Origin of the sequence: Chamaesiphon minutus PCC 6605, from assembly GCF_000317145.1 — a bacterium.
Taxonomy (GTDB): domain Bacteria; phylum Cyanobacteriota; class Cyanobacteriia; order Cyanobacteriales; family Chamaesiphonaceae; genus Chamaesiphon; species Chamaesiphon minutus.
Genome location: NC_019697.1, coordinates 832,890 through 855,667, shown reverse-complemented (window position 1 = coordinate 855,667; position 22,778 = coordinate 832,890). Strand labels below are relative to the sequence as shown.

21 protein-coding genes and 2 tRNA genes are annotated in these 22,778 nt (G+C 46.2%); 13 read left to right on the top strand and 10 right to left on the bottom strand.

Annotated features, from left to right (window positions below; genetic code table 11):
* The first annotated feature begins 212 nt into the window (after positions 1-212).
* The 3 genes from dndD to CHA6605_RS03890 are packed head-to-tail and all read left to right on the top strand — an operon-like array spanning position 213 to position 4,244.
* Complete coding sequence (gene dndD / locus CHA6605_RS03900; RefSeq protein ID WP_015158246.1) at positions 213-2,195, top strand: DNA sulfur modification protein DndD; 1,983 nt, start codon at positions 213-215, stop codon at positions 2,193-2,195.
* A gap of 34 nt (positions 2,196-2,229) precedes the next feature.
* Positions 2,230-3,186, top strand: a complete 957-nt coding sequence (gene dcm, locus CHA6605_RS03895; protein ID WP_015158245.1) for a DNA (cytosine-5-)-methyltransferase — start codon at positions 2,230-2,232, stop codon at positions 3,184-3,186.
* A 2-nt stretch (positions 3,187-3,188) separates the two neighbouring features.
* Entirely contained in the window at positions 3,189-4,244 is a 1,056-nt protein-coding gene (locus tag CHA6605_RS03890) for a HaeII family restriction endonuclease (RefSeq protein WP_015158244.1), read from the top strand.
* Positions 4,245-4,347: 103 nt separating this feature from the next.
* Here CHA6605_RS03890 and CHA6605_RS03885 read toward each other — a convergent pair whose 3' ends face one another.
* The 3 genes from CHA6605_RS03885 to CHA6605_RS03875 form a co-directional block, all read right to left on the bottom strand.
* Positions 4,348-5,067, bottom strand: a complete 720-nt coding sequence (locus CHA6605_RS03885) for a PP2C family protein-serine/threonine phosphatase (protein WP_015158243.1) — start codon at positions 5,065-5,067, stop codon at positions 4,348-4,350.
* Positions 5,068-5,296: 229 nt separating this feature from the next.
* Positions 5,297-7,015, bottom strand: coding sequence for an ABC1 kinase family protein (locus CHA6605_RS03880; protein ID WP_051039000.1), 1,719 nt, complete (start codon positions 7,013-7,015; stop codon positions 5,297-5,299).
* A 363-nt stretch (positions 7,016-7,378) separates the two neighbouring features.
* Positions 7,379-7,699: a DUF6825 family protein gene (locus CHA6605_RS03875; protein WP_015158241.1), complete on the bottom strand. Its 321-nt coding sequence runs from the start codon at positions 7,697-7,699 to the stop codon at positions 7,379-7,381.
* A gap of 260 nt (positions 7,700-7,959) precedes the next feature.
* Here CHA6605_RS03875 and CHA6605_RS03870 point away from each other — a divergent pair, with 260 nt between their 5' ends.
* A complete protein-coding gene (locus tag CHA6605_RS03870) occupies positions 7,960-8,508 on the top strand; it encodes an NADPH-dependent FMN reductase (RefSeq protein WP_015158240.1) in 549 nt (182 codons plus the stop codon).
* 129 nt (positions 8,509-8,637) lie between these two features.
* Here CHA6605_RS03870 and CHA6605_RS03865 read toward each other — a convergent pair whose 3' ends face one another.
* The gene (locus CHA6605_RS03865; protein WP_015158239.1) at positions 8,638-9,066 is read right to left on the bottom strand and encodes a hypothetical protein; all 429 of its coding nucleotides are present in this window, start codon (positions 9,064-9,066) and stop codon (positions 8,638-8,640) included.
* Positions 9,067-9,532: 466 nt separating this feature from the next.
* Positions 9,533-11,392, bottom strand: coding sequence for a biosynthetic-type acetolactate synthase large subunit (gene ilvB / locus CHA6605_RS03860; protein ID WP_422678762.1), 1,860 nt, complete (start codon positions 11,390-11,392; stop codon positions 9,533-9,535).
* A 74-nt stretch (positions 11,393-11,466) separates the two neighbouring features.
* Between ilvB and CHA6605_RS33590 the strand changes: the two genes are divergently transcribed.
* Positions 11,467-11,607, top strand: coding sequence for a hypothetical protein (locus tag CHA6605_RS33590; RefSeq protein WP_015158237.1), 141 nt, complete (start codon positions 11,467-11,469; stop codon positions 11,605-11,607).
* A 266-nt stretch (positions 11,608-11,873) separates the two neighbouring features.
* Here the strand turns inward: CHA6605_RS33590 and CHA6605_RS03855 are convergent, their stop codons facing one another.
* The gene (locus CHA6605_RS03855) at positions 11,874-12,548 is read right to left on the bottom strand and encodes a MotA/TolQ/ExbB proton channel family protein (RefSeq protein WP_015158236.1); all 675 of its coding nucleotides are present in this window, start codon (positions 12,546-12,548) and stop codon (positions 11,874-11,876) included.
* Between the two features lie 17 nt (positions 12,549-12,565).
* On the bottom strand, positions 12,566-12,724 hold the full coding sequence (locus CHA6605_RS33585) for a hypothetical protein (RefSeq protein ID WP_157259770.1): 159 nt from the start codon (positions 12,722-12,724) through the stop codon (positions 12,566-12,568).
* 249 nt (positions 12,725-12,973) lie between these two features.
* Between CHA6605_RS33585 and CHA6605_RS03850 the strand changes: the two genes are divergently transcribed.
* From CHA6605_RS03850 to ilvC, 8 genes are all read left to right on the top strand, one after another.
* Positions 12,974-13,510, top strand: a complete 537-nt coding sequence (locus CHA6605_RS03850; protein WP_232432181.1) for an opioid growth factor receptor-related protein — start codon at positions 12,974-12,976, stop codon at positions 13,508-13,510.
* Between the two features lie 15 nt (positions 13,511-13,525).
* Positions 13,526-14,290 (top strand): hypothetical protein, encoded by a 765-nt coding sequence (locus CHA6605_RS03845; RefSeq protein WP_015158234.1) that lies wholly within the window; start codon positions 13,526-13,528, stop codon positions 14,288-14,290.
* An 18-nt stretch (positions 14,291-14,308) separates the two neighbouring features.
* Positions 14,309-15,106, top strand: a complete 798-nt coding sequence (locus CHA6605_RS03840; protein WP_015158233.1) for a hypothetical protein — start codon at positions 14,309-14,311, stop codon at positions 15,104-15,106.
* 24 nt (positions 15,107-15,130) lie between these two features.
* Positions 15,131-15,742 carry a TIGR04282 family arsenosugar biosynthesis glycosyltransferase gene (locus CHA6605_RS35405; protein ID WP_015158232.1) on the top strand — a complete coding sequence of 204 codons (612 nt, stop codon included), beginning with the start codon at positions 15,131-15,133 and terminating at the stop codon, positions 15,740-15,742.
* A 52-nt stretch (positions 15,743-15,794) separates the two neighbouring features.
* On the top strand, positions 15,795-16,505 hold the full coding sequence (locus CHA6605_RS35400) for a TIGR04283 family arsenosugar biosynthesis glycosyltransferase (protein WP_015158231.1): 711 nt from the start codon (positions 15,795-15,797) through the stop codon (positions 16,503-16,505).
* A gap of 292 nt (positions 16,506-16,797) precedes the next feature.
* Positions 16,798-17,847 carry an Mrp/NBP35 family ATP-binding protein gene (locus CHA6605_RS03825; protein WP_015158230.1) on the top strand — a complete coding sequence of 350 codons (1,050 nt, stop codon included), beginning with the start codon at positions 16,798-16,800 and terminating at the stop codon, positions 17,845-17,847.
* 114 nt (positions 17,848-17,961) lie between these two features.
* Positions 17,962-19,218, top strand: a complete 1,257-nt coding sequence (gene rodA, locus CHA6605_RS03820) for a rod shape-determining protein RodA (RefSeq protein WP_015158229.1) — start codon at positions 17,962-17,964, stop codon at positions 19,216-19,218.
* Positions 19,219-19,403: 185 nt separating this feature from the next.
* Positions 19,404-20,399, top strand: coding sequence for a ketol-acid reductoisomerase (ilvC, locus tag CHA6605_RS03815; protein ID WP_015158228.1), 996 nt, complete (start codon positions 19,404-19,406; stop codon positions 20,397-20,399).
* Positions 20,400-20,630: 231 nt separating this feature from the next.
* On the opposite strand, the gene CHA6605_RS03810 is transcribed toward ilvC, so the two are convergent.
* The 3 genes from CHA6605_RS03810 to CHA6605_RS03800 all read right to left on the bottom strand — a co-directional run bounded on the left by CHA6605_RS03810 (position 20,631) and on the right by CHA6605_RS03800 (position 22,707).
* A tRNA-Glu gene (locus tag CHA6605_RS03810) sits at positions 20,631-20,703 on the bottom strand.
* A 99-nt stretch (positions 20,704-20,802) separates the two neighbouring features.
* Positions 20,803-20,875, bottom strand: a tRNA-Ser gene (locus CHA6605_RS03805).
* A 56-nt stretch (positions 20,876-20,931) separates the two neighbouring features.
* Entirely contained in the window at positions 20,932-22,707 is a 1,776-nt protein-coding gene (locus CHA6605_RS03800; RefSeq protein WP_015158227.1) for a leucine-rich repeat domain-containing protein, read from the bottom strand.
* Between the last annotated feature and the right edge of the window lie 71 nt (positions 22,708-22,778).

The following is a 22,778-nucleotide window of genomic DNA, read 5'->3' as shown; positions in this document are numbered from 1 at the left end:
AACTCATTTGGGATCTTTTAGAGCCTGGTGGTGGAGGGTGGGTTTTGTCCGATATTGAACAGTAACATCGGCATCAAATTGCATAAACCCACCCCTACAGATCCAAAAAACGATAGAATGACGTACTTTGAACACCAACCGTAGAGATCTTAAATGGGTTCTATTCTCCCCGTCTCCCCTCCCCCGTCCCCCTGTCTCCCCCTCCCCATCTCATGCTCTTCCGCGAACTGGTTCTAGAAAACTTTGGATCTTATCTAGGTAAGAACACTATTAATTTATTACCGGATTCGTCCGCAGATAGCCGTCCGATTATTTTGATTGGGGGGATGAATGGCGGTGGCAAAACGACAATTATGGATGCCCTGCGGTTGGCTCTGTACGGTGCGCGCGCCCAGTGTTCGACGCGGGGAAATTTGAGTTATAGTGATTTCCTCGACCAATGCGTCAGTCGTCAAACACCATTAAGCGAAAAAACGCGGGTCGAATTAGCCTTTGAAGTGGCTGAAGAGGGCGAGTTGCGCGAGATTCGGATCGTCAGATATTGGGAACGCAATCCCAAGGATGGTAAGGATACTTTAGGAATACTGGTCAATGATTGGGCTGATAAAATGCTCCTGAATACTTGGGAGGAATATATCGAAAATCTGTTGCCGTTAGGAATTTCTAATCTATTTTTATTCGATGGCGAACAAGTCAAAGAATTAGCAGAGCAAGAAACTCCACCTGTCGGCGTATTCGATGCGATTCAGTCTTTACTGGGTTTAGAATTAGCCGAACGACTAGCGACAGATTTGGATGTATTGGTAACTAGAAAGCGGCGGGATATTGCGACTAGCAAACAATTAGAAGCGATCGACGAAATCGAATCGAGATTGGAGCAGCAGCAATTAGAATTAACTACGCTGACGTCAGAATTGGAGCGACTCGATGCCAAACTAGTAGTAGCGATCGAGCAAGAGCGACAAGCATTTGATAAATTTGTCCTGGAAGGGGGCAAAATTGCCGCACAAGGCACAGAATTAGCTCTCGAATCGAAAGCTATTCAAACTCAAATCGATCGCCTGCGGCATGATTTAGCCGAGCTAGCGGCAGGTAATTTACCATTGGGATTAATCGCACCCTTATTAACTGAAGTTCGCGATCGAAGCGCGATCGAATTACGCCATCAACAAGGCAAAGCCGCACTAGAAGTATTAGTGGATCGCGATCGAAGGTTGCTGGAATTTCTCGATCGACAGCAACTTTTAGATAACCAGATCGCCGATGTTCGCGCCTTTTTAGCCAATGAAAACCACAACTTAGTTAAAGAAGTCGAATTAGAAAGTTCGGTTTATTTAGGTGCAGATCTTGAAGTAATGGCTCGGTTAGATCGCATTCTCACCTCCGAACTCGATCGCGATCTTCATCAAGCTAGCAATCTACAAACTCAATTAACAAAACTCGAAATCGAACTGGATTTTGTCGATCGCCAAATTGCCGAAGCCGCATCGCCAGAAGAATACACCCGCCTCAAAGCTCAAGAAACCACCGCCCGCGAATTAGTAGTTCAACTCAAAGCCGATAAAATTAGTAGCGATCGTCGCTATGCAGAACTCGATCGAATCGTCACTAAAACCAAACAAGAATTAGCAAATTATACCGAGAAAAATATTCAACTCAAAAACGATCGTCATATTATCGATTCGATCGCTAAAGTCAAAGCTACATTACAAGTATTTAAAGAAAAACTCACTCTCAAAAAAATTAACAAGCTCGAAAACGAAGTCACCGAATGTTTTCGCTATCTACTGCACAAATCTGAACTCGTCGGGCGCGTGACGATAGATAGTACCACATTTACCCTATCCCTTCACGATCGCGATGGCAAATTATTACCCAAACATCGACTCTCCGCAGGCGAAAAACAACTGCTCGCGATCGCTTTATTATGGGGGTTAGCTAGAGTTTCAGGACGCCAATTACCGATCGCGATCGATACTCCATTAGGGAGACTAGATTCCTCGCACCGCACTAATCTAATCGAACGCTATTTTCCAGCCGCCAGCGAGCAAGTGATCTTATTATCTACAGATACCGAAGTCGCCGAAAGTGAGGTAGCCAAATTACGCGAACAGGGTGCAATTACGCGCGAATATATCCTAGAGCACGATCCCAGCGCACAGCGCACGCAAGTTAAAACCGGATATTTTTGGTAGGATTAGTTAATTCGATCGCGAAATTAGGTAAAGTATGACAATTAAAATAATCGACCTCTTTGCCGGAATCGGTGGAATTAGGCTTGGATTTGAGGCACATGGCTGTGAGTGCATTTTTTCTTCAGAATGGGATGCTGATGCCCAAAAAATGTACGAAGCTAACTATGGGGAGCAGCCACATGGAGACATTACTAAAATCGCGCCTGATGATATCCCCAATCATGATATCTTACTTGCTGGATTCCCCTGTCAGCCGTTTAGTATTATTGGTAAATCTCTAGGTTTTGCCGACACGCGAGGAACATTATTTTTTAATATCGAAGAGATTTTAAGGCGCAAGCAGCCTTATGCTTTTATGTTAGAAAACGTCAAACAACTTAGATCTCACGATCGCGGTCGTACTTTACTAGTAATTAAACAAAAGCTAGAAGCATTAGGATACTTTATTTACATCACAGTTTTAAATGCACTAGATTTTGGCTTACCACAAAAAAGAGAACGGATAATAATTGTAGGTTTTAAAGAAGATCTTGAATTTAGCTTTCCAACACCATTGGCTTCATATCAATCTCTCTCAAAGGTGCTAGAGGAAGAGTGTAATGTCGATCCCTCATACTTTGCTACTGATAAAATAGTTGCTAATCGCTTAGAAAAAATCAAAAAAATATTGCCAAATCCTTCTATCTGGCATGAAAACAAGGGCGGAAATATATCGGCTTTACCCTACTCATGTGCCTTGAGAGCAGGCGCATCTTATAATTATCTGTTGGTAAATGGCAAAAGGCGGTTAACCTCTAGAGAAATGCTCAGGCTACAAGGTTTTCCAGAGACTTTCCAAATTGTGGTTAGTTATCAAGCCATGCGAAAATTGACTGGTAATAGCGTTGCAGTCCCAGTAATTGAAGCTGTTGCTGGTAAAATGGTTGAAGCAATTCAGCAACGCCAACTGAAAAAAACAGTCAAACAACTTACCCTTTTGGAAGCTATTTAAGCATGACTTTAGCAGAAGCAAAAGCTGCCCTGGATCGGATTATTAAAATTAGCCGAGTGCATTTGTACAAGCCAATTCAAATAGCTGAAATACTCTATCGAGATCGGGTTCATCGAGATCTAGATTTGAGCGATCTAAATACTTACCGAAATACGTCCAAAGCTTGGCGAAATTTAATAACCGATCGGTTTGTAGGGCGGAGCAGCTCCTCTTCAGCAGAGTATCAGGAAGCCCTATTTACTAAAGCCATGCCACCTCAAACTTTAGTGATTTTAGGTGAAGAGAATAGGTTAAAAGGTGGAATTATTGAGGCATATATTTATCGGCGATTTGCCGAAAGGTTTACGCAGCTATCGTCGGCATTAAATTATTACGACACTCACAGTACTACCGATTTTGAAGTTCGAGAATTTATCGATTTATTCTGGAGCGAACCAGGATTGCGGCGAAGTATCGATAAAGTTTATGAAATCGTAGTCTATTCATTATTTTCAGTCTTAGTTGAAGCTTTAGAGGTTACAATTACGATCTCAATTAATGAAAGTAAACTGGGTTTGCTAGAGGAGTTCTCGGATTTCACTGAAATGGTGATTGGGCTTACTCAAGATAAGTATTTATTAAATTTACCAGCTAAAATTTATCGAGTTGGCGTCACAAATGCCGCCGATCGAGGATTGGATATGTATGCTAATTTTGGGATGGCTATCCAAATTAAGCATCTTTCCTTAACTCCTGAATTAGCTGAAAATATTGTCGGCTCAGTTACAGCAGATCGGATTGTAATTGTTTGTCGGGACAGCGAGCAGGCATTAATCGTATCATTACTCAATCAAATCGGTTGGAAAGCCAAAATTCAGAGTATTATAACTGAAAATAATCTTCAAGGGTGGTATGAAAAAGCTTTGCGCGGCTCCTTTAGTGCAGCTATTGGCAAGCGAATTTTACTAACATTAAAAGAGCAAATTATCGCCGAATTTCCAGCTTCCGACAATCGAGACTTTACTGAGTTTTATGAAAGTCGAAACTATAATTTGCTAACGGACGATCTTTGGGTTTAATAGATCCCTAGTAAACGTCAAAAGCTCATTGTTTTTCGATCGAAAAATTACCAGCGGGTGTTTTCAACCCGCATTCTGCTGGAAAATTGCTGACTCGATCGAATTATTGAATCGTGGCAATAATTACAGTAATATTATCGCTGCCACCATGCTGTTTGGCTGCATCTACTAAAGCTTGTGCTGCCAGTTCTTCGGTTTCGGCTTGGAGGTGGATGGCAATTTCATCGTGCGGTACTTCTTCGGTCAGACCGTCGCTACAGAGTAAAATGCGATCGCCAGTAGTGATATCTTGAGTTTGAATATTAATTTGTCGCAAATCACGCCGCCCCAGACAGTGGGAGAGAACGTGACGCAGAGGATGTACTTTGGCTTCTTCGGCGTTGAGTTGCCCCAATTTCATCGCTCTAGCCACCCAAGTGTCGTCTTCGGTAATAGCATCTAACTTGTCGCCGCGCAGCCGATACAGCCGCGAATCGCCTACATGTGCCGACCACACCAGATCGTCGCGGAAGAGAATCATCACCAAGGTGGTACCCATATCGCCGCGCTGGGCATTCAATTCTTGGTCGGCCACGATCGCATCATTGGCGACAATTAGAGCTTGGGCGAGCAAATTTTTGGTATCGGGTTCTGTCTCCCAATTATTATCGAGATATGCGTGTGCGACCTCGATGGCGATCCGACTGGCTTCTTCACCACCAGCATGACCGCCCATCCCATCTGCAACTATAAAAAATCGTCCATCAGGATCGATATGGTATGCATCTTGGTTGGCACTACGCACCATCCCTTTATCTGTAAGACCTGTGAACAGCGATTTCATAATCTAATGCCTGTACCGATTAACAATCCAAAATTTTCAAACAGACAACTTGTCAGAGCGTGCGAGTTGGTTTGTGAGCTGGCTGCCGCAGCGTTCGCAAATCTGGCGATCGATACAACTTCATTGAGTGTTTGCTATTTATCGATCTCATAATACCCAAATTGGGACGCTGCGATCGTGTAATTGCTACAATCTATTCGAGTAGTACCTCGCGGACGAAATTGCTGGTTTATGACATCCGATCTTGGCGATCCAATTTTCGCATTTGTCGGAACCAGGCTACTAGAGCGATCGCCGCCATCGTACCGACTACGCCAGCCGGAATCGCTTGCGCGTTGACAAATAGAATCGTAGCAGACAATGTAAAAGCCGCAACCAAGATGGCATAATTTGTGTTTTGCTGCATGGTACCCAGTCTGCGTAAGTAACGATCGGTTTCGCTAGAGCGGACGCGCACGCGAATATCGCCGCGCTCTAATTTATCGATCGTATCTTCGAGGCGGCGGGGCAATCCCAGAGCGGAAGTGCCTACTTGAGCGGCTTGTCTGCCGATCTCGGCGAGAAATGTATTGGCATCGGGGTTACTATTACCGTTAGTGTTCATAATCTGAAATGCAAAGGGCTGGGCGGCTTCCATAAAGTTAAAATCGGGATCTAGTCCTTTGCCAACACCTTCGATCGTGGAAAATGCCCGCATTACGAAGGTAAAGGTCGCTGGAAACCGGAAAGGTTGCCCGTAGGCAATATCGTAAAGGTCGTCGGTTATCTGCGCGATCGATTGCGACTCGATCGGTTTATCGAGGAAATTATCGAGGAGGTACTGTACCGAGCGACGAATCGGATCGGTATCTGCCTCAGCAGCAATTGCACCCAGTCCGACTAAACCTCTGACGACGCGATCGGCATTCCGTCCGGCGATGGCTAGCAGAGTATCCATCAGCTTTTCCTTGGTGCCCGGTGCAATTCGCCCCATCATTCCAAAATCATAGAAGATTAAGGCTCCAGTTTTGGGGTCGATCGCTACATTTCCGGGATGCGGATCGGCGTGGAAAAAGCCATCTGTGAGCAGTTGTTGTAAATAGGCAGTAGCACTTTGGCGGGCGATCGTTTGGCGATCGAGTCCAGCGGCTTCGAGTCCCTCGTAGGAGCTGATTTTAATCCCCGGTAGATACTCTAAAGTTAGCGTCCGCGTGGAAGAATATCGCCAGTAGACACGAGGCACCATGACCCAATCTTGCGATCGAAAGTTCCGGCGGAAGGTGTCGGCATTTTGACCTTCACTGATATAGTCTGTCTCTTCCCACAGAATCCGACAGCATTCGTCGTAGATTCCCAACCAGTCGCGTCCGCCGCCACCCCATTTAGGATGATTTTGAAAATATTTGGCGATACCGCGCAAGATTTCGAGATCGATCGTAAATAATTTATTTAGTCCAGGGCGTTGGACTTTGACGACGACATCTTCACCCGTATACAGTCTGGCCAAATGTACTTGCCCCAGACTTGCCGCTGCCAGGGGAGTTGGGTCGAAATAAGCAAATAATTCGGGGATCTTTTTGCCCAAATCTCGCTCGATAATCTCTTCTACTTGGGCATAACTAAAGGCTGGTACTCGATCTTGTAACTTCGAGAGTTCTTCGACATATTCGACCGGGAATAGATCGGCACGGGTCGAAAATAGTTGCCCTAATTTGATGAATGTCGGCCCTAATTCCAAAAAGGTATCCCGAATCCAAATTGCTTGTTTGCGCCGCCTAGCCGCCTGCTTTGCCTCGGTGTAGCCGTTAATATAGCTCCACTTCTTGCCATCGATCCAGGAACTACTCAAGAAGGTTAAGAAAAACGACCAAATATCGATCGTCCGCCGCCGCTTGGAATAGTTAGTGCGGTTCCAGCGATAAGCACGGTTGTCATTACTCATCTGTGGATCTGTCACAATTTGGGGCATAGAAATCGCGGACAATTCTGACACATTAGCTTCAGGTGGTAAAGACAAACGCGCGCTTGCCTCAACTCCGTTAGGCTCGATTAACCGCTCGGTAGCATCGCCGCTCGGCGAGAGACAAGGTTCGGAAATAGCAGTCACAAAATTTATATTAGGAGTTGGTGGTTAGTCGATCGATTATTTTCGGTAATTAATATTGACCGAGCGTAAAATCGCTGATAAGTAGCCAAATTTAGTTGGGGACAAGCAGATTTTTTGGGGCTGCCACTGTCTAGATTCGTCTTGGAGAGCAATCTAAAATCCTGTCTTGATGCGCTTAACCGTCGGGGAACCCGACGAGCGCGCATCGCAAAAGCCAAAATCCCACTAGCTATTAACTTGATGGCGATGTGCTTGAATTTCGGCTCTGAGTCTGGCAATTTCCGCTCTGAGTTCGTCGATCGTTTCTTGAACATCGACGGTGCGCCCATCTGTCGATACTGTAGTAGTATTCCCACCAGCGTTAGTCGTCTCTCTGGCGGCACGTTCGATGACTTCTAAGGTAAACTGGCGCAGTTTTTCGCCTTGTTCGGCGTTAATTTTGCCTAATTCGCTCAAGGTATAGGTCAAAGTCTCGCCTAGTTTGTCATTGAGGCTCTGAGCTAAAGCGCGACCGACAAAAAAACTATTTAGTGATGGTTTTGTCATAGTATCGATAGCTACGATTAATGGGACTTCCGTAAAGAATTATAACGCGTCGAACGTGGCTGTTGGGGCTATCGATCGGTCTAACTTTGGGTAATGGGTAATGGGTAATAGGTTGGAATACCGAAAACCTAATCCTGTCAATCCTTATCTGCTTAAATCTCGATCGGTGATGGGTAACGATAAAGGATAATAGCTAGATGGGTAGACAGTAACAAAAGCCTAATCCTGTCAATCCTTTAATCCTTAAATCCCGATCTAGCGTGGTAAAAATTCTGGCTATCTCTGGCAGCTTGCGGTCTAATTCTAGCAATACTAATATTTTGCGATCGATGATGGAGTTAGCAGCCGATCGCATCGAGCTGTCAATTTATGATGGCATGGGCGAGCTGCCACATTTTAATCCCGAACTCGATGACGAGTTGGCAATGGCGACGGTGCGAGATTGGCGCACTCAACTTCAAGCGGCTGATGGCATCCTGTTTTGTACGCCTGAATACGCACATGGCGTACCTGGCTCGCTTAAAAATGCGCTCGACTGGATCGTGGCTTCGGGGGAATTTATGCACAAACTTACGGCTGTCATCAGTGCGTCGCCAGCTCCAGATGGCGGTGCCAAAGCCAATGCGGCACTCGTACAGACGCTTAGAGTGATGATGGCCGAGATTGCTGACGACTCGATTTTGTGTATTCCGGCTGTTTATAATAAATTTAACGATCGAGCCGAGCTGACGGATCTAGAGACAGAGCGGGCACTAATGTCGCTCTTAGCTAGTTTGGTGAATGAGATCGATCTTCAAGCGATCTCTTAGAGCATCGCTCGTTCAGAGCTACGTGAGCTGTGGGAGAATAGTGAAAATTGGCGTAATGCAATGCTGGATCTTCGTGCGCGAGTGCAGATCGGATCGGGGCAATTGTAATTTCTGAGATCTAAGGGTGGGCTAGCGCGCGCCAACCCAAACGTATTCTGGTTTCGATCGATCTGTGCCCCAGTAGCCGACAAAATTAGTAAAGTTTTCTGAGAATGTCATCTCCAGATTGCCAGTGCCATAGCGATCGATCCAAACACATTGCATCACGCGCGATCTCATCGGTTTGCATTGAGATAATGTGCCAGTAGCCGCACCTGTGGGTTCGTTCAGGATGTACATCCCACTCACCGCACCATCCCGCGCCGTCACAAATTCTGTCGTTCCAGAAATGAAGCTGCCGCCACTCCAGATTTGGCTTTGATACGCTCCGAATATTTTTGCCGTGCTTAGATTTCGATCGGGCGCGGTTGGCAGATCTTGTGCGAGTATCCTACTAGGGAGAATCGATCCAATCAGTGATAAGGACACACCGATCGCAGCAGTCTTAAAATTCATCATAATTAGTTATAAGTCACCAATAATACCAAATCTAAAAAATTGGACTACAGATAAAGCTCTAGAATCTGCTCCTCCCCTTTATAAGCTACCGTGTATACACAAGTCTGATTGACTTCGTTTCTAGATCTAAATCCCCCAAACCCCCTTAAAAAGGGGGCTAAGATCCGGTCAAAGTCCCCCTTTTTAAGGGGGATTTAGGGGGATTTCTAGGGTTTTCGCTTCCCTCCAGACTTGTGTATACACGGTAGCCTTTATAAGGGGAGGTTGGGAGGGGTAAAGATCTGTAGCAGTAATTTAGAGAATTGGTATAACTACAGCAAAAACTTTTTTACCGTTCGCTTTTTAGACTACATCCGATCGTCGCCACATTCCGTTATCGATCGGAATTTACAGAGCATACACACTCAAAAGCGATCGAATCGGGAGTTTAGTGATCCTAATTCGATCGCTTTGACGCTAGAGCTAATTACTGCTGACTACCGCAATCGGGACAGAACTTGTGATGTACGGTATGGATCGCGCCGCAACTGCGGCAATGAATCGCAAAGGCTCCCGAACTCGATCGCTTGGGCTTGGCGAGTCCGACCATTTCGGCATTGGATTTACCTGAAGGTACCATTGGGTAACAGTTTTCGTTGCGCTTGACTTGGGCATTGAGCAAGACGGGGCCATCGTGAGCGAGCATGGCCGCGATCGCGTCTGGCAAGTCTTCGCGATTATTGACGCTCATCCCTTTAATCCCATAAGCTTGCGCTAACAGCATGAAATCGGGCTGTGAGGGTGCCATTTCGGAGGAAGAGTAGTTTTCCTCATAAAAGGCTTCTTGCCACTGTCTGACCATGCCTTGCCAGCCATTGTTGATGATGACGATTTTGACATTCAGGCCGTATTGTTTGAGGGTGCCGAGTTCCTGGAGATTCATTTGGAAGCTGGCATCGCCGCTGATACAGATGACTTGCTCGTTGGGAAGGGCTTTTTGGACGCCCATGGCGGCGGGGACGCCAAACCCCATGGTGCCTAGACCCGCACTCGAAATCCAGTGGCGGGGGAGGTTATTGAGGAATTGTGCCGCCCACATTTGGTGTTGACCGACATCGGTGGTGTAGTAGGCATCTGGGGCTTGACGGCGACATTCGACGACGACTTCTTGGGGTGCGAGTAAACCTTCGTAGCTGGGGGCTACTAGGGGATTATCATTGCGCCAACCGTCGATCGTGTCTAACCAAGGTCTGGTTTGTTGGGAATTGCCACCCAAACCTAGTTCGCGCACGCGTTGGAGGAGTTGAATCAGAACTTGTTTGATATCGCCGACAATTGGCACATCAGGGGTGCGGTTTTTGCCGACTTCGGCGGGGTCGATATCGATGTGGATGACTTTGGCTGTCGAGGCAAATTCTTCGAGTTTACCCGTAACTCGATCGTCGAAGCGCGCGCCGACAGCGATTAGGAGGTCGCAATCGGTAACTGCCCAGTTAGCATACGCAGTGCCGTGCATTCCCAACATGCCGACGGAGAGGGGGTGGATTTCGTTAAAGGCACCTTTGCCCATGAGGGTGGTGGTGACGGGAATTTGGAAGAGTTCGGCTAGTTGTTTGACTTCTTCATGCGCGCTGGCCGAAATTGCACCGCCGCCGACGTAGAGTAAGGGCTGGCGACTTTTGGCGATTAGTTGGACGGCTTGGTTGATTTGGCGGGGATTGCCGCGTACTGTCGGCTTGTAGCCAGGTAGTTTGACGTTGCCCGGTGAGACGGGGGTATAGTCGCACATTTTCGCGCCGATATCTTTGGGTACGTCGATCAAGACGACGCCGGGACGACCGGAGGAGGCGATGTAAAAGGCTTCGGCGACGATGCGCGCCATGTCAGCGGGGTCGCGGACGACATAGGAATGTTTGACGATGGGGAGGGTAATTCCGTAGATATCGGTTTCCTGAAAGGCGTCGGTACCGATCGTCGTGCTGGGGACTTGTCCGGTGACAACGACCATCGGAATCGAGTCCATTTGTGCTGTAGCGATACCCGTTACCAGGTTGGTGGCTCCAGGGCCAGAAGTAGCAAAACAGACCCCAACTTGGCCCGTAGCGCGGGCGTAACCGTCGGCAGCATGGGCGGCACCTTGTTCGTGACGGACGAGGATATGCTCGATCTTGCCTGCGGCTTCAAAGCGATAAATTTCGTCGTAGATCGGCAAGATCGCGCCGCCGGGATAGCCAAAAATATGCTGGACGCCATGACGGTGTAAACTGTCGAGCAGTGCATACGCCCCAGTTTGACGTTGAGCGAGCGCGGGCAGAGTTGGCAATGGTTGGGTAGTTGCTACTTCAATGACACGTTGAAAGACCACGAATAAACCTCACGAATTTAGAGTTAGATAGATTTTTGTAGTTACTGGACTGGCGTATGCATCTGGCGTGGAAAATCGAGCTTCAGTCATTGCCACTACTGGCAGATTTGCCCCATCGAGTTACCGCAGAATATTCTTTAATTGTCTATTATCTATCGATCGATATACCTGCGATCGATACATTTATTTTAGACTGACAAAATCGAGCAGCGGCAAAGTCTCGATTTCCACATCTTGGCGACTCTTGGCAGAGTCTTCACAGTGGGGTCGATCTGAATCTGCATCTGCATAAATCTAGATTGCCCCAATTTTCTGGGGTGATGCTCTCAAACTTTTGCCGGATTTCTGCGATCGGGCAATCGCGATCGATTCTAGAGGGCGAATTGACACGATCTCTATCTCGTTGGCGTAGCCTGTCTGCAAGACAATCGATCGCATTCTTCCGGCCCAAAGTGAGTAGAAATTACTTGATAAATTCTGTGTCTGAGCGATCGAGGGGCTTACCTTGAGTATTGAGCCAATGCTCGCGGTATAATAATTCTAACTGATTTCCCGCCGAGCGAAATATTCTAATTTGACCGGATATTAGCCCTTGAAAAAGTCGAAAAAAGCCGAGGCTGACGATCGCCACTACCATGCCAGTCGCTGTAGAAATCAATGATTCGCTAATCCCCAGTGTTACGGTAGAACCTGCCGCAGTGCCGAGATCGCCTAATCTAATCCCACTGAGCGAGCGAATCAAACCGAGTACCGTACCGAGTAATCCTAATAATGGAGCCAATGCCACAATCGACTCTAAAGTCTTGTCGCCTTTACGCATTGTTGCTAACTCTTCCTCTGCGGACGCTTCGAGCGCGAGTTTGAATGTTTCCGGATCGGGATTCGTCCGTTTGAGCGGTGCGTACAAAAATCTACCGATGGGTTTGCGATTGCGCTCTTGTTTGGCAATCTGAGCGGCGGTATCCCACTCGTCGTTGGCACTAGCTTCGAGGACGCGTTCGACTAGTTCTTCCTCTCGCCTAGTCGTTTTAAACCAAAACCACAGCCGTTCCAAAATAGTCGCTAAGGATAAAATTGATAGGGCAAATAATGGCCACATGGTGGGGCCACCTTTTTCAAACAGTTCTCTAGCATCCATAATCCAACAGTTGGGAATTAATTATTACAGTTTTTTGAGGACGGGACATTCGGCGATCGATATTCTAGCAATTCGCCAAAAATGTGTCTGACATCTACAGTAACATTCAGCTTGTCAAACATATCTCGATCGACGGGGGAAGATTGGGTGTTATTTTTCCGACCCCGAACTGACATTAATTACAGTCCGATAGGTACTATTTTGGCGGGGAGCGGGGAGCGGGGAGAGTGGGCAAGAAATGGTAGCTTTATTTCCGCCGTCTAGTACTAGTCCGATCGAAGAAACTGACGTTTATTAACACCAGTTAAAGTTATCCGATCGTACATAAGTTCACTTTAACAGGGGGACCCTTAACCCCTAAAGCCTAAAGCCTAATCCCCGACCTCCAATTATGATAGTGCAGAGTATGTTCGCAGATGGGATTGATGATGAGCAGTGAGAAGCAGCTTGCGGAGATGTTGGTACCGTTTTATTTGGGGGAGCGGGCGGATGTGCGGGGGCGCAGGATTGAGGAGATTTGGGAGTGGGATTTTGAAGAGTTGGAATGCACTCACGATTATATTCAGTGGTTGTTTCCGCTGGCGGAACGGAGTAGATTCAACGATCGTGCGCCAGTTGTGGATGCGAAAATTATCGGCGCGTTTCAAACCGATCGCAGGTTGCAGCAAAATCTACTCAAGTCGCTGGAGGTGATGTTGCGGTTCTATGGGTTGCAGTTTAGCAATCTCGTACCTGGGCAGATCGAACGATCGAGTACCTATCCAACTCGCAAGCAGGAATGGGTAAATGTCTTCGACCACAATTATCTCCGGATTACGAGGATTTTAAAGTGTTTGATAATATTAGGCTGCGTAGATGTAGCTCGCTCGTTGTATAATTGCTTACGGCAGATATATCGAGAGGAGGGCGATCTAATTAGTAGTGAAACTTTTCAATATTGGACGGATGCTGTCGAGTTATAAGGACGAGTCGATATCGTGAAAATTATTGAGAATAATAATATATATTTAGAAGTAGCCAACCGAAATCGTCAATATTTAGGGCGGTTGTTATTAGCATTACCATTCGTTGCTGTCGGTTTGGGTTTAATGTTGGCAACGGTCGAGGCTACTAGTTTAGAATGTCAGCGTCAGACCGATAAGTCGGTGATTTGTCAGCGCACGATCGCAAGTATTTTGGGTGAGAAAGAAGATGGAATTCCTGGGAATTTGCGCTCGGTTAAGGTTGACAAAAATGGTGGAATTGGTATCGTTTTGGGCACTAGTAAGGGTGATGTAAAATTAGCTCCGTATCGGACATTTGTCAATGGCGAACACGATCGCAATGCCGATCTCATAAATGCTTTTCTGAAAGACACGCAACAGACTACTCTGAGTGTAGAACAAGACGATCGACTCATCAATTCTTTGTGGAGTGGCAGTATATTAATCGGTGGCTTGGCGATCGGGTTGTTGGCGATGGCAGTTCCGGTGCGGATGAGTTGTAAGTTAGATCGGCTCAGAGATCGAGCCATCATTGACAAACAGTATTTTCTATTGGGCAATCGTCAGACGGTATTAACTTTATCGGCAATCGAGCGAGCGCAAGTCAGAGAATCAGTATTTGTCCGCAATCGTCAACCCGTGTATAGTATCGATTTGGTTTCTGCTAATTCTAAGAACGTTTCACTTTCAATTACTGGCAAGAATTTGGCTGAATACGAACAGATTGTCGAAGAGATCGAGCGATTTATTAAAAAATAGCGGCGGCGGATTATTGCAATGAAAATTGTCGAGCATACCGAGCGATACCTGGAATTAGCCAACCAAAATCGTCGCTGTCTATGGGGTTTATTATTTGCGACTCCTTTTGTAGTTATTGGTTCGATCGCCACTGCGTTAACTGTTAAGGTGACTACGTTAACATGTCAACGCGCTCCAGGCAACCAGATCGATTGTCAACGCACGATTGCAGGTATTCTCGGTACCGAACGAGAGCTAATTCCTGGAAACTTGAAATCGGTGAAAACGGTTAAAACTAGTGGTACTGGAGTAGTTTTAGGAACTAGTCAGGGTGAGGTTAATTTAGCTCCGTACAAAGCCTTTGTTACAGATAGCCAATATCGCACTGCCGATCGGTTAAATGCTTTTCTCAAAAATCCCCAACAGCAGACAATTAGCGTCGAGCAGGACGATCGCTGGATAAATTTTCTGTGGAGTGGTAATTTTATTGTTGGGGGATTAGTTATCGGACTATATTCTCTACAAATTCCCCTGCAAATGAGTTGCAAGTTCCAGCACGATCTCGATCGAGTTACGATCGACAAAAAATACTTACTGTATGGCGATCGAAAAACTGTATTGCCGTTATCGACAATTAAGCAAGCTCAAGTCAGAGAATTACTATTTAGTATCAGTGGCGATCGACAACCACTGTATACCATCGATCTAGCTACCACCGATGCCAAGCAAGTTTCGCTCTCAGTATCGAGTAAAAATTTGACCGAATGTCAACGGCTAGTCAATATTGTGGATCGATTCGTGCGCCAACATCAAAGCTCGCTAGATCGAACATCTTGACACGCTAACTATCAACTATTAACTATCAACTATCAATTAATTATATTTACTCGCTATCCCACTCCAGGCAAGGTCAAAACTCGCCTCATTCCTGCTATAGGAGACGCCGCCGCTGCATCCTTACATCGTCAGATGACAGAACGTACCCTGCGCCAATCACGAGCGTTACAGGCACAAATAACAGCAACAATCGCCGTACATTTTGATGGTAGCGACAGCCAGCAAATGGCAAACTGGCTGGGTGCAGATTTAGTTTATCAGTCTCAAGGGGAGGGAGATCTGGGAATGCGGATGGAGCGATCGATCTCCGTGGCGCATCAGCAGGGAGCCGAGCGGATCGTACTCATCGGGACGGATTGTCCGAAATTAACTGCGGATATTCTCGTGCGAGCTTTTGCCGAGTTATTAACGCGCGATCTGGTATTGGGTGTGGCACTAGATGGAGGTTATTATTTAATTGGAATGCGTCAGCCTCAGCCAGAATTATTTGGAGGTGTCGAGTGGGGTACCGATCGAGTATTACAACAAACGATCGCGATCGCCAATCGCTTGGATTTAGAGATCGGTTATCTACCCACGCTAGCGGATATCGATCGTCCAGAAGACTTGTCTATACTCAGTGAAGTAGATTGGTAGAATAGATGCGAAGATCGATCGTAATTAAGCAAAGCACAACAGCTCATATTGCATGACAAAATTAGGATTTGGCTCCAAAATCTCGATCGTCATTCCTGCGCTGAATGAAGCGGGTTCGATTTTTCAAGTGCTAGATACTATTCACACCCTGCCAAATGTAGAAGTAATCTTGGTAGATGGCGGTTCGAGTGATAATACAGTATCGATCGCCAAGGGATTTGACGTAACTGTAATTTCATCGGCAAAGGGACGCGCGCGACAAATGAATGTCGGAGCTAAAGCCGCAACGGGCGAAATCCTACTGTTTCTCCATGCGGATACTCTTTTGCCATTAGGCTTCGAGACGAAGGTGCGAGCGACCTTACAGCCACCGCTGGTGGGAGAAAAGCCAGTACCTGTGGCGGGAGCTTTTACTTTACATATCGATGCTCCGCAGCAGCGGTTTCGCTGGATCGAACAGTTGGTAGCATGGCGATCGCAATCTCGACAAATGCCCTACGGCGATCAGGCAATTTTCCTGAGTGCGGCGACTTTTCGCGATTTGGGCGGTTTTAAGGAGATCCCGATTATGGAAGATTTTGAACTAATCCGCCGCTTGCAAGGTTTGGGGCAAATCGACATTCTCGATGCTCCAGTGGTAACATCGGCACGTCGCTGGCTCACTCGTGGTGTGTTGCAAACGACATTAATCAATCAAGCGATCGTGGCTGGTTATTTAATGGGTGTTTCACCTGCTAAGCTGGCTAACTGGTATCGTCGTTAACGCCAGTTTCGATCTCCCACCCCACGAGCATTCTTGAGTCGTACCGTTTGGATTTACAGCAATCGTCATCAGTCCAGCATTTGCAAAAATTGACCCCATCTAGCATCATGAGTAGACTTTGCCATCTGGGTTACCTGAGTTAGATAGATCGGCGCGCCTACAGAGCGATCGTACCTGGTGGACATTTGTGGTGACGATCGAGCTTTAAGGAGTTAACTATTCCCAGTTAAGATACCGATGGTGTGATTTAGGCTTTAGACTAAATCACACCATCGAAAATATATAAAAACTGATGTTAGATCGAAGTGCTGTTTTAGAAGTTCTCAAACCAGTCCAAGATCCAGAGCTACAGAAGAGTCTGGTCGAACTGAATATGATTCGGAATATCGAGGTAGATGGCGGGTTGGTGAAGTTTACGGTGGTGTTGACTACACCTGCTTGCCCATTGCGCGAGTTTATCGTCGATGAATGCAAACAGGCCGTTAAAACGCTCCCAGGCGTGACCGATGTCGAAGTTGAGGTGACTGCCGAAATTCCCCAACAAAAGGGCCTACCCGACCGTGTGGGCATCGATCGAGTCAAGAATATCATCGCTATCTCCAGCGGTAAGGGTGGCGTGGGCAAAAGTACGGTAGCGGCCAATGTCGCCGTCGCCCTGGCTCAGTTGGGTGCCAAAGTCGGACTAGTCGATGCCGATATTTATGGTCCCAATGCGCCGTTAATGTTTGGATTGAGCGATGTGCGCTTGGAAGCTTCTGGCGATGGCATTCTCGAACCTGCTTTCAACCATGGGGTGAAACTGGTATCGATGGCCTTTTTGATCGATCGCGATCAGCCTGTGATCTGGCGGGGGCCGATGTTAAATGGCATTATCCGGCAATTTTTATATCAAGTGGCTTGGGGCGAATTAGACTATTTAATTGTCGATTTACCGCCCGGTACTGGTGACGCGCAACTCACCCTCGCTCAAGCCGTCCCGATGGCTGGAGCCGTAATTGTAACTACACCCCAAACTGTCGCCCTCGCCGACGCGCGTAAGGGATTGCGGATGTTTGAGAAATTTACCACCGTGCTGGGCGTTGTCGAAAATATGAGTTATTTTACGCCGCCAGATTTACCCGATCGGCAGTATGATATCTTCGGTTCCGATGGTGGTGAAAAATTTGCCGCCGAAGTCGGAGTACCTTTACTCGGTCGGATTCCACTCGAAATCCCCGTCCGCACCAGCGGCGATAACGGGATTCCAATTGTAATCGCCGAGCCAGAATCGGCTTCAGCAAAAGCTCTAGTATCTATTGCCAAAGCGATCGCAGGTAAAGTCTCGATCGTCGCTTTGGGTTAGGCTTTAGGCTTGAGGTAGAAAGGGGAAAGGAATTAGGCTTTGGAACTTAGTTCCCATCTACCCCTCTACCCATCTACTCATCTACCCATCTACTCCCCACCCCCATTTCCACCCATGTACCGCAAATCATCCTTTAAGAGATCGCCTTTGCAAGATCTATTTATCCATTGGCAGCAGATGGACTGGCCGATCTTGTTTTTAGCTGTGGGTTTGACCTTCTTTGGCGGAGTAATGATCCGCAGTACTGGCTTGAATAAGCCTGTGGCATATTGGTTGCAACACTGGTCATTTGGGGCAATCGGTCTGGCGATCGCTTTTGCCATTGCGCGGATCTCTTACAATAATTTGCTCCGCTGGCATTGGGTGACCTATGGTTTGACCAATGGCTTGCTGGTTGCGGTAGATTTTATGGGAAGTAGTGCCAAAGGTGCGCAGCGGTGGATTAGCATTGCGGGCTTCAACATGCAGCCTTCAGAATTTGCCAAAGTGGGAATGATTATTACGCTGGCAGCAATTTTGCATCGTCGTCCGGCGAATACACTACCGACATTTTTCAGTGCTTTAGCGATTATGATTCCCCCGTGGTTGTTGGTATTCATTCAACCAGATTTAGGGACATCGTTAGTATTTGGCGCGATCGCGCTAGGGATGTTGTACTGGGCAAATGCGAAGCCAGGTTGGCTATTGCTGTTAGTATCGCCACTGGCTTCGGCAATTCTCGATAGTATCTCTCAGCCTGCATGGATAGCTTGGGCGGTATTGATGGGTGTAGTTGCCTGGTTTACGCTACCGATGCGGTGGGTGACCTCGATCCTCGCGATCGCGATGAATATTGCCGCCGGAATGCTCGGACAAGTACTATGGCATGTGCTCAAAGACTATCAAAAAGCGCGGATCGTGGTATTTCTCGATCCCGATAAATATCCCCTCGGCGCGGGTTATCACCTGATCCAATCTAGAATTGCGATCGGTGCGGGCGAATTTTGGGGACAAGGACTCAATCAAGGTACGCAGACGCAACTCAATTTTATCCCCGAACAACATACCGACTTTATCTTTTCCGCGATCGGCGAAGAACTGGGATTTGTCGGCGCGATATGTTTACTCGCGACCTTTTTCGTTTTGTGCTGGCGAATGCTGCGAGTTGCGAGTCAAGCTCCCAATAATTTTGGTTCGCTATTGGCAATTGGAGTTTTATTGATGATAAGTTTTCAGGTTGTCGTCAATATCAGTATGACGATCGGGATTGCTCCGGTCACTGGGATTCCGTTACCCTGGATCAGCTACGGTGGCTCGGCTCTAATTACCAATTTTGTCGCGATCGGCTTAGTGGAATCAGTTGCTAATTATCGTCGGAAGTTTACGGTTTAGCCATAGGGTAAATAATATTTACAATTTTCTCCACCGCAATTCGCGTCAACCCAACATGGTAAAATGTTCTGCCTGCGGCAATACACAGCGAGCGAAGATCTGCTCGTTGGCGTAGCCTCTCTAGAGAGAATTGCAACGCAAGATAGGATATATACAGATAAGTAAAGGTTAAGGAGAGATCGATCGTGGCCAAGATGTATTATGATGCCGATGCTAATTTAGACCTATTAAACGGCAAAACTGTAGCAATTATCGGTTATGGTTCCCAAGGTCACGCTCACGCCCTCAACCTCAAAGATAGTGGCGTCAATGTAGTTATTGGTTTGTACCCTGGTAGTAAATCCGCAGCCAAAGCCGAAGCCGCAGGTTTGGCAGTCAAAACAGTTGCCGATGCTGCCAAGGTTGCTGACTTAATTATGATTTTGCTACCCGATGAAGTTCAACGGGATATATATGAAAACGAAATTAAACCCAATCTCAGCGCGGGTAAAACCCTAGCCTTCGCCCACGGTTTTAACATTCACTTCGGGCAAGTTGTGCCACCAGCAGATGTCGATGTCATTATGGTTGCCCCCAAAGGTCCCGGACATACAGTACGCTATGAGTACCAAAAAGGACAAGGGGTACCTGCTTTATTTGCTGTATATCAAGATGCTTCGGGTCAAGCACGCGATCGAGCGATGGCTTATGCTAAAGGCGTTGGTGGTACTCGTGCGGGTATTCTCGAAACTACTTTCCGCGAAGAAACCGAAACCGATCTATTTGGCGAACAAGCAGTCCTGTGTGGCGGTTTGAGTGCCCTAATTAAGGCTGGGTTTGAAACTCTCGTCGAAGCAGGTTATCAGCCGGAGCTAGCCTATTTTGAGTGCCTCCACGAAGTTAAACTGATCGTCGATCTCGTCGTCGTCGGTGGTTTAGCAGAAATGCGTAGTAGTATCTCAAATACTGCGGAATATGGCGACTACACTCGCGGTCCGCGCATTGTCAACGACGCAACTAAAGTCGAGATGAAAAAAATCCTCTCGGAAATTCAAACCGGACAATTTGCTCGCGAATTTATTCTCGAAAAACAGTCGGGTAATGCTGGTTTCACAGCAATCCGTCGTCGCGAAGCCGAGCACCAAATCGAATCAGTCGGCAAAGATTTACGCGCGATGTTTAGCTGGTTGAAGAAAAACTAGACTGAGTTACGAATGTGTCAGCGATTGAAACCGCTGAGGTTATGAATAGTAACTTGGATTATTAGCTATCGTTCCTCAAAATGAGGAGCTATATTAATAGATCGAAATTCGCGGTAGGGGCAATTCATGAATTGCCCCTACCGCGAATTTTGAGACAACAACGACAGGATTCGCACCTACATGACTGGGTATACTCCACAGCGTTTTGACAGTTAAACTACGTTGTTAGTGTGACAGCAGACAGGCTCGAACTATCATCGCATCCGTGAAAGGGAGGTGTTTTCACCAATTAAACTATACCGTCACAGTATCGATTTTAGCAGAAAACAACAACGGCAGGATTCGCACCTGCATGACTGGGTATACTCCACAGCGTTTTAACAATTAAACTACGTTGTTATTGTGACAGTAGACGGACTCGAACCACCATCGCAACCTTAGCAGAATTGTATTTTCACCAATTAAACTATACCGTCACAGATGAATTCTAACAGAGGATGGTAATTCGAGCGGTAAAATCGATCGACTCATCTCATGTCTGGACAATAAATTTGTCAGGATGAATGCCATGATTTACCCAGGTAATCGCCGCCTCCGCACTTGTCATTTCAGGCGGAACGCGCAAGACATGGATATGTCCCGTAGATGGACAAGTCATTTTGAGTAATACCATCGACTCATAAATATCTATATGTCCGTGCCATCTTTCTATGCCATCGATTTTGAGTAAGGTATATTCTCGCCAAGAGTCAAGCTGGATTGCATCCAATTCCTGACAAATCCGTTCGTAGCCGATTTGTTGAATCAATCTCCGTCGTAGTTCTGCATTTGTTTCATCCTGCAACCACTCGGCTTTCCATTCACTCAATTTAGTCCAATATCGACGCGGTAAATATAACCCTAGGAAATGTATTGACTGTAACTTGGGTAAATGTTGAAGAATCGATAGATCGGCAAGAGGGTTTTCTGATAAATCTAAGCTAGTCAATTCAATCATAAATCTCATGCTTGATGGTAGTGAGGTCAATTGATTACCACTCAAATTTAGGTTGACTAATTCGGTTAAATCACCAACATTACTCGGCAACTCAGTAAGTTTATTATGAGATAAATCTAGTTTCTTTAGCTTAGTTAATTTGTCGAGTTGCAGCGGCAAGCTGTTGAGATTATTGCTACTTAGATTCAATTCTATCAATTGAAAAAGATTGGTCAAATTTTCTGGTAATGACGTTAACGAATTTGAATTGAGATGCAAGTGAGTCAGTGTGCTCATTTCCACGATCGCATCTGGTAAGGAATCAAAAAGATTACCACCAAGATACAGATGAGTGAGATTGGTTAAGTTATCGATACTGTTAGGTAAGAAAGATAATTGATTGCCTCGTAAATCCAGGTGAATCAGATTATTTAAGTTACCGATACTTGCCGGAAGAGATGTTAATTTATTGCTGCTTAGTTCTATACAAGTTAATTTAGTCAGCTTGCCGATATCGGATGGCAGAGAAGTTAATTTGTTTCCTGACAAATGAAGATGATACTCTGGAGCCTTTTTCTCCAGATTTTTGAGTAATTCCCCAAACATTTGCTTCGCAGCTTTAGCCATGAAGCTAAGAGCTTCAGGCGGAGAATCGATATTTTCATCTTTTTTAGCTTCTGCTGGTAAATACCGATCTAGATTACTAGGCAGCCAGATTAGCGATCGTTTGCCTAGTAATCTTAAATTTTCGGATGTGATTTGGCATTCAACAATATTGCCATTAATTGACTGCAAAGCTGAGGAGAAAGATTTTGTATCACTCCAATATTTACACGGTAAATTAACACCCCAGAATTTGACGGTTTTTAATTTTGGTAGACTATTTAGCACCGATAGATCCATCAGCGGATTACCAGTAATATCTAAATAGGTTAAATTAGTCAGCTTAGTAATACTTTGGGGCAGCACTACCATTTGATTACCATTCAACAGCAACCCAGTTAGATTAGTCAGCTCGGTAATGCTTTCGGGGAATACTGTCAGCCGATTGAGGCTCAAACTCAGCCAGGTGAGATTTTGGAGATTGGCAATACTATCTGGTAAAGTTTTGAGCTGATTTTTGTATAGTCTTAACTCACGTAAATTGGTAAGATTGCCGATACTTGCTGGGATGGTAGTCAGTCGATTGCCAGTCAACCGGAGGCTGACTAAATCGGTAAGATTGCCGATCGAGTCTGGTAAGCTCGTAATGGATTTCTGATAGAGATCTAGATGAGTCGATCGATCTTGGGTGGCTCGATCGATTATTAATTCTAATTCTGCTGGAGTCATTTGGATTGTGGATTGTGGATTGTGGATTGCGGATTTTATATGCGATTGATTACTGGTGGGGAGGGCGGGTT

What these genes read in the sequence shown, in the direction of transcription:
- CHA6605_RS03840 (WP_015158233.1), top strand. Translation starts at nt 14,309, where the DNA reads ATGAAAATTGTCGAGCATACCGAGCGATACCTGGAATTAGCCAACCAA.
- dcm (WP_015158245.1), top strand. Translation starts at nt 2,230, where the DNA reads ATGACAATTAAAATAATCGACCTCTTTGCCGGAATCGGTGGAATTAGG.
- CHA6605_RS33585 (WP_157259770.1), bottom strand. Translation starts at nt 12,724, where the DNA reads ATGTCAGTTCGGGGTCGGAAAAATAACACCCAATCTTCCCCCGTCGAT.
- CHA6605_RS03880 (WP_051039000.1), bottom strand. Translation starts at nt 7,015, where the DNA reads ATGCCCCAAATTGTGACAGATCCACAGATGAGTAATGACAACCGTGCT.
- dndD (WP_015158246.1), top strand. Translation starts at nt 213, where the DNA reads ATGCTCTTCCGCGAACTGGTTCTAGAAAACTTTGGATCTTATCTAGGT.
- CHA6605_RS35400 (WP_015158231.1), top strand. Translation starts at nt 15,795, where the DNA reads ATGACAAAATTAGGATTTGGCTCCAAAATCTCGATCGTCATTCCTGCG.
- CHA6605_RS03825 (WP_015158230.1), top strand. Translation starts at nt 16,798, where the DNA reads ATGTTAGATCGAAGTGCTGTTTTAGAAGTTCTCAAACCAGTCCAAGAT.
- CHA6605_RS03875 (WP_015158241.1), bottom strand. Translation starts at nt 7,699, where the DNA reads ATGACAAAACCATCACTAAATAGTTTTTTTGTCGGTCGCGCTTTAGCT.
- CHA6605_RS33590 (WP_015158237.1), top strand. Translation starts at nt 11,467, where the DNA reads ATGCATCTGGCGTGGAAAATCGAGCTTCAGTCATTGCCACTACTGGCA.
- CHA6605_RS03800 (WP_015158227.1), bottom strand. Translation starts at nt 22,707, where the DNA reads ATGACTCCAGCAGAATTAGAATTAATAATCGATCGAGCCACCCAAGAT.
- CHA6605_RS03885 (WP_015158243.1), bottom strand. Translation starts at nt 5,067, where the DNA reads ATGAAATCGCTGTTCACAGGTCTTACAGATAAAGGGATGGTGCGTAGT.
- CHA6605_RS03855 (WP_015158236.1), bottom strand. Translation starts at nt 12,548, where the DNA reads ATGGATGCTAGAGAACTGTTTGAAAAAGGTGGCCCCACCATGTGGCCA.
- CHA6605_RS03890 (WP_015158244.1), top strand. Translation starts at nt 3,189, where the DNA reads ATGACTTTAGCAGAAGCAAAAGCTGCCCTGGATCGGATTATTAAAATT.
- rodA (WP_015158229.1), top strand. Translation starts at nt 17,962, where the DNA reads ATGTACCGCAAATCATCCTTTAAGAGATCGCCTTTGCAAGATCTATTT.
- CHA6605_RS03865 (WP_015158239.1), bottom strand. Translation starts at nt 9,066, where the DNA reads ATGATGAATTTTAAGACTGCTGCGATCGGTGTGTCCTTATCACTGATT.
- CHA6605_RS03850 (WP_232432181.1), top strand. Translation starts at nt 12,974, where the DNA reads ATGATGAGCAGTGAGAAGCAGCTTGCGGAGATGTTGGTACCGTTTTAT.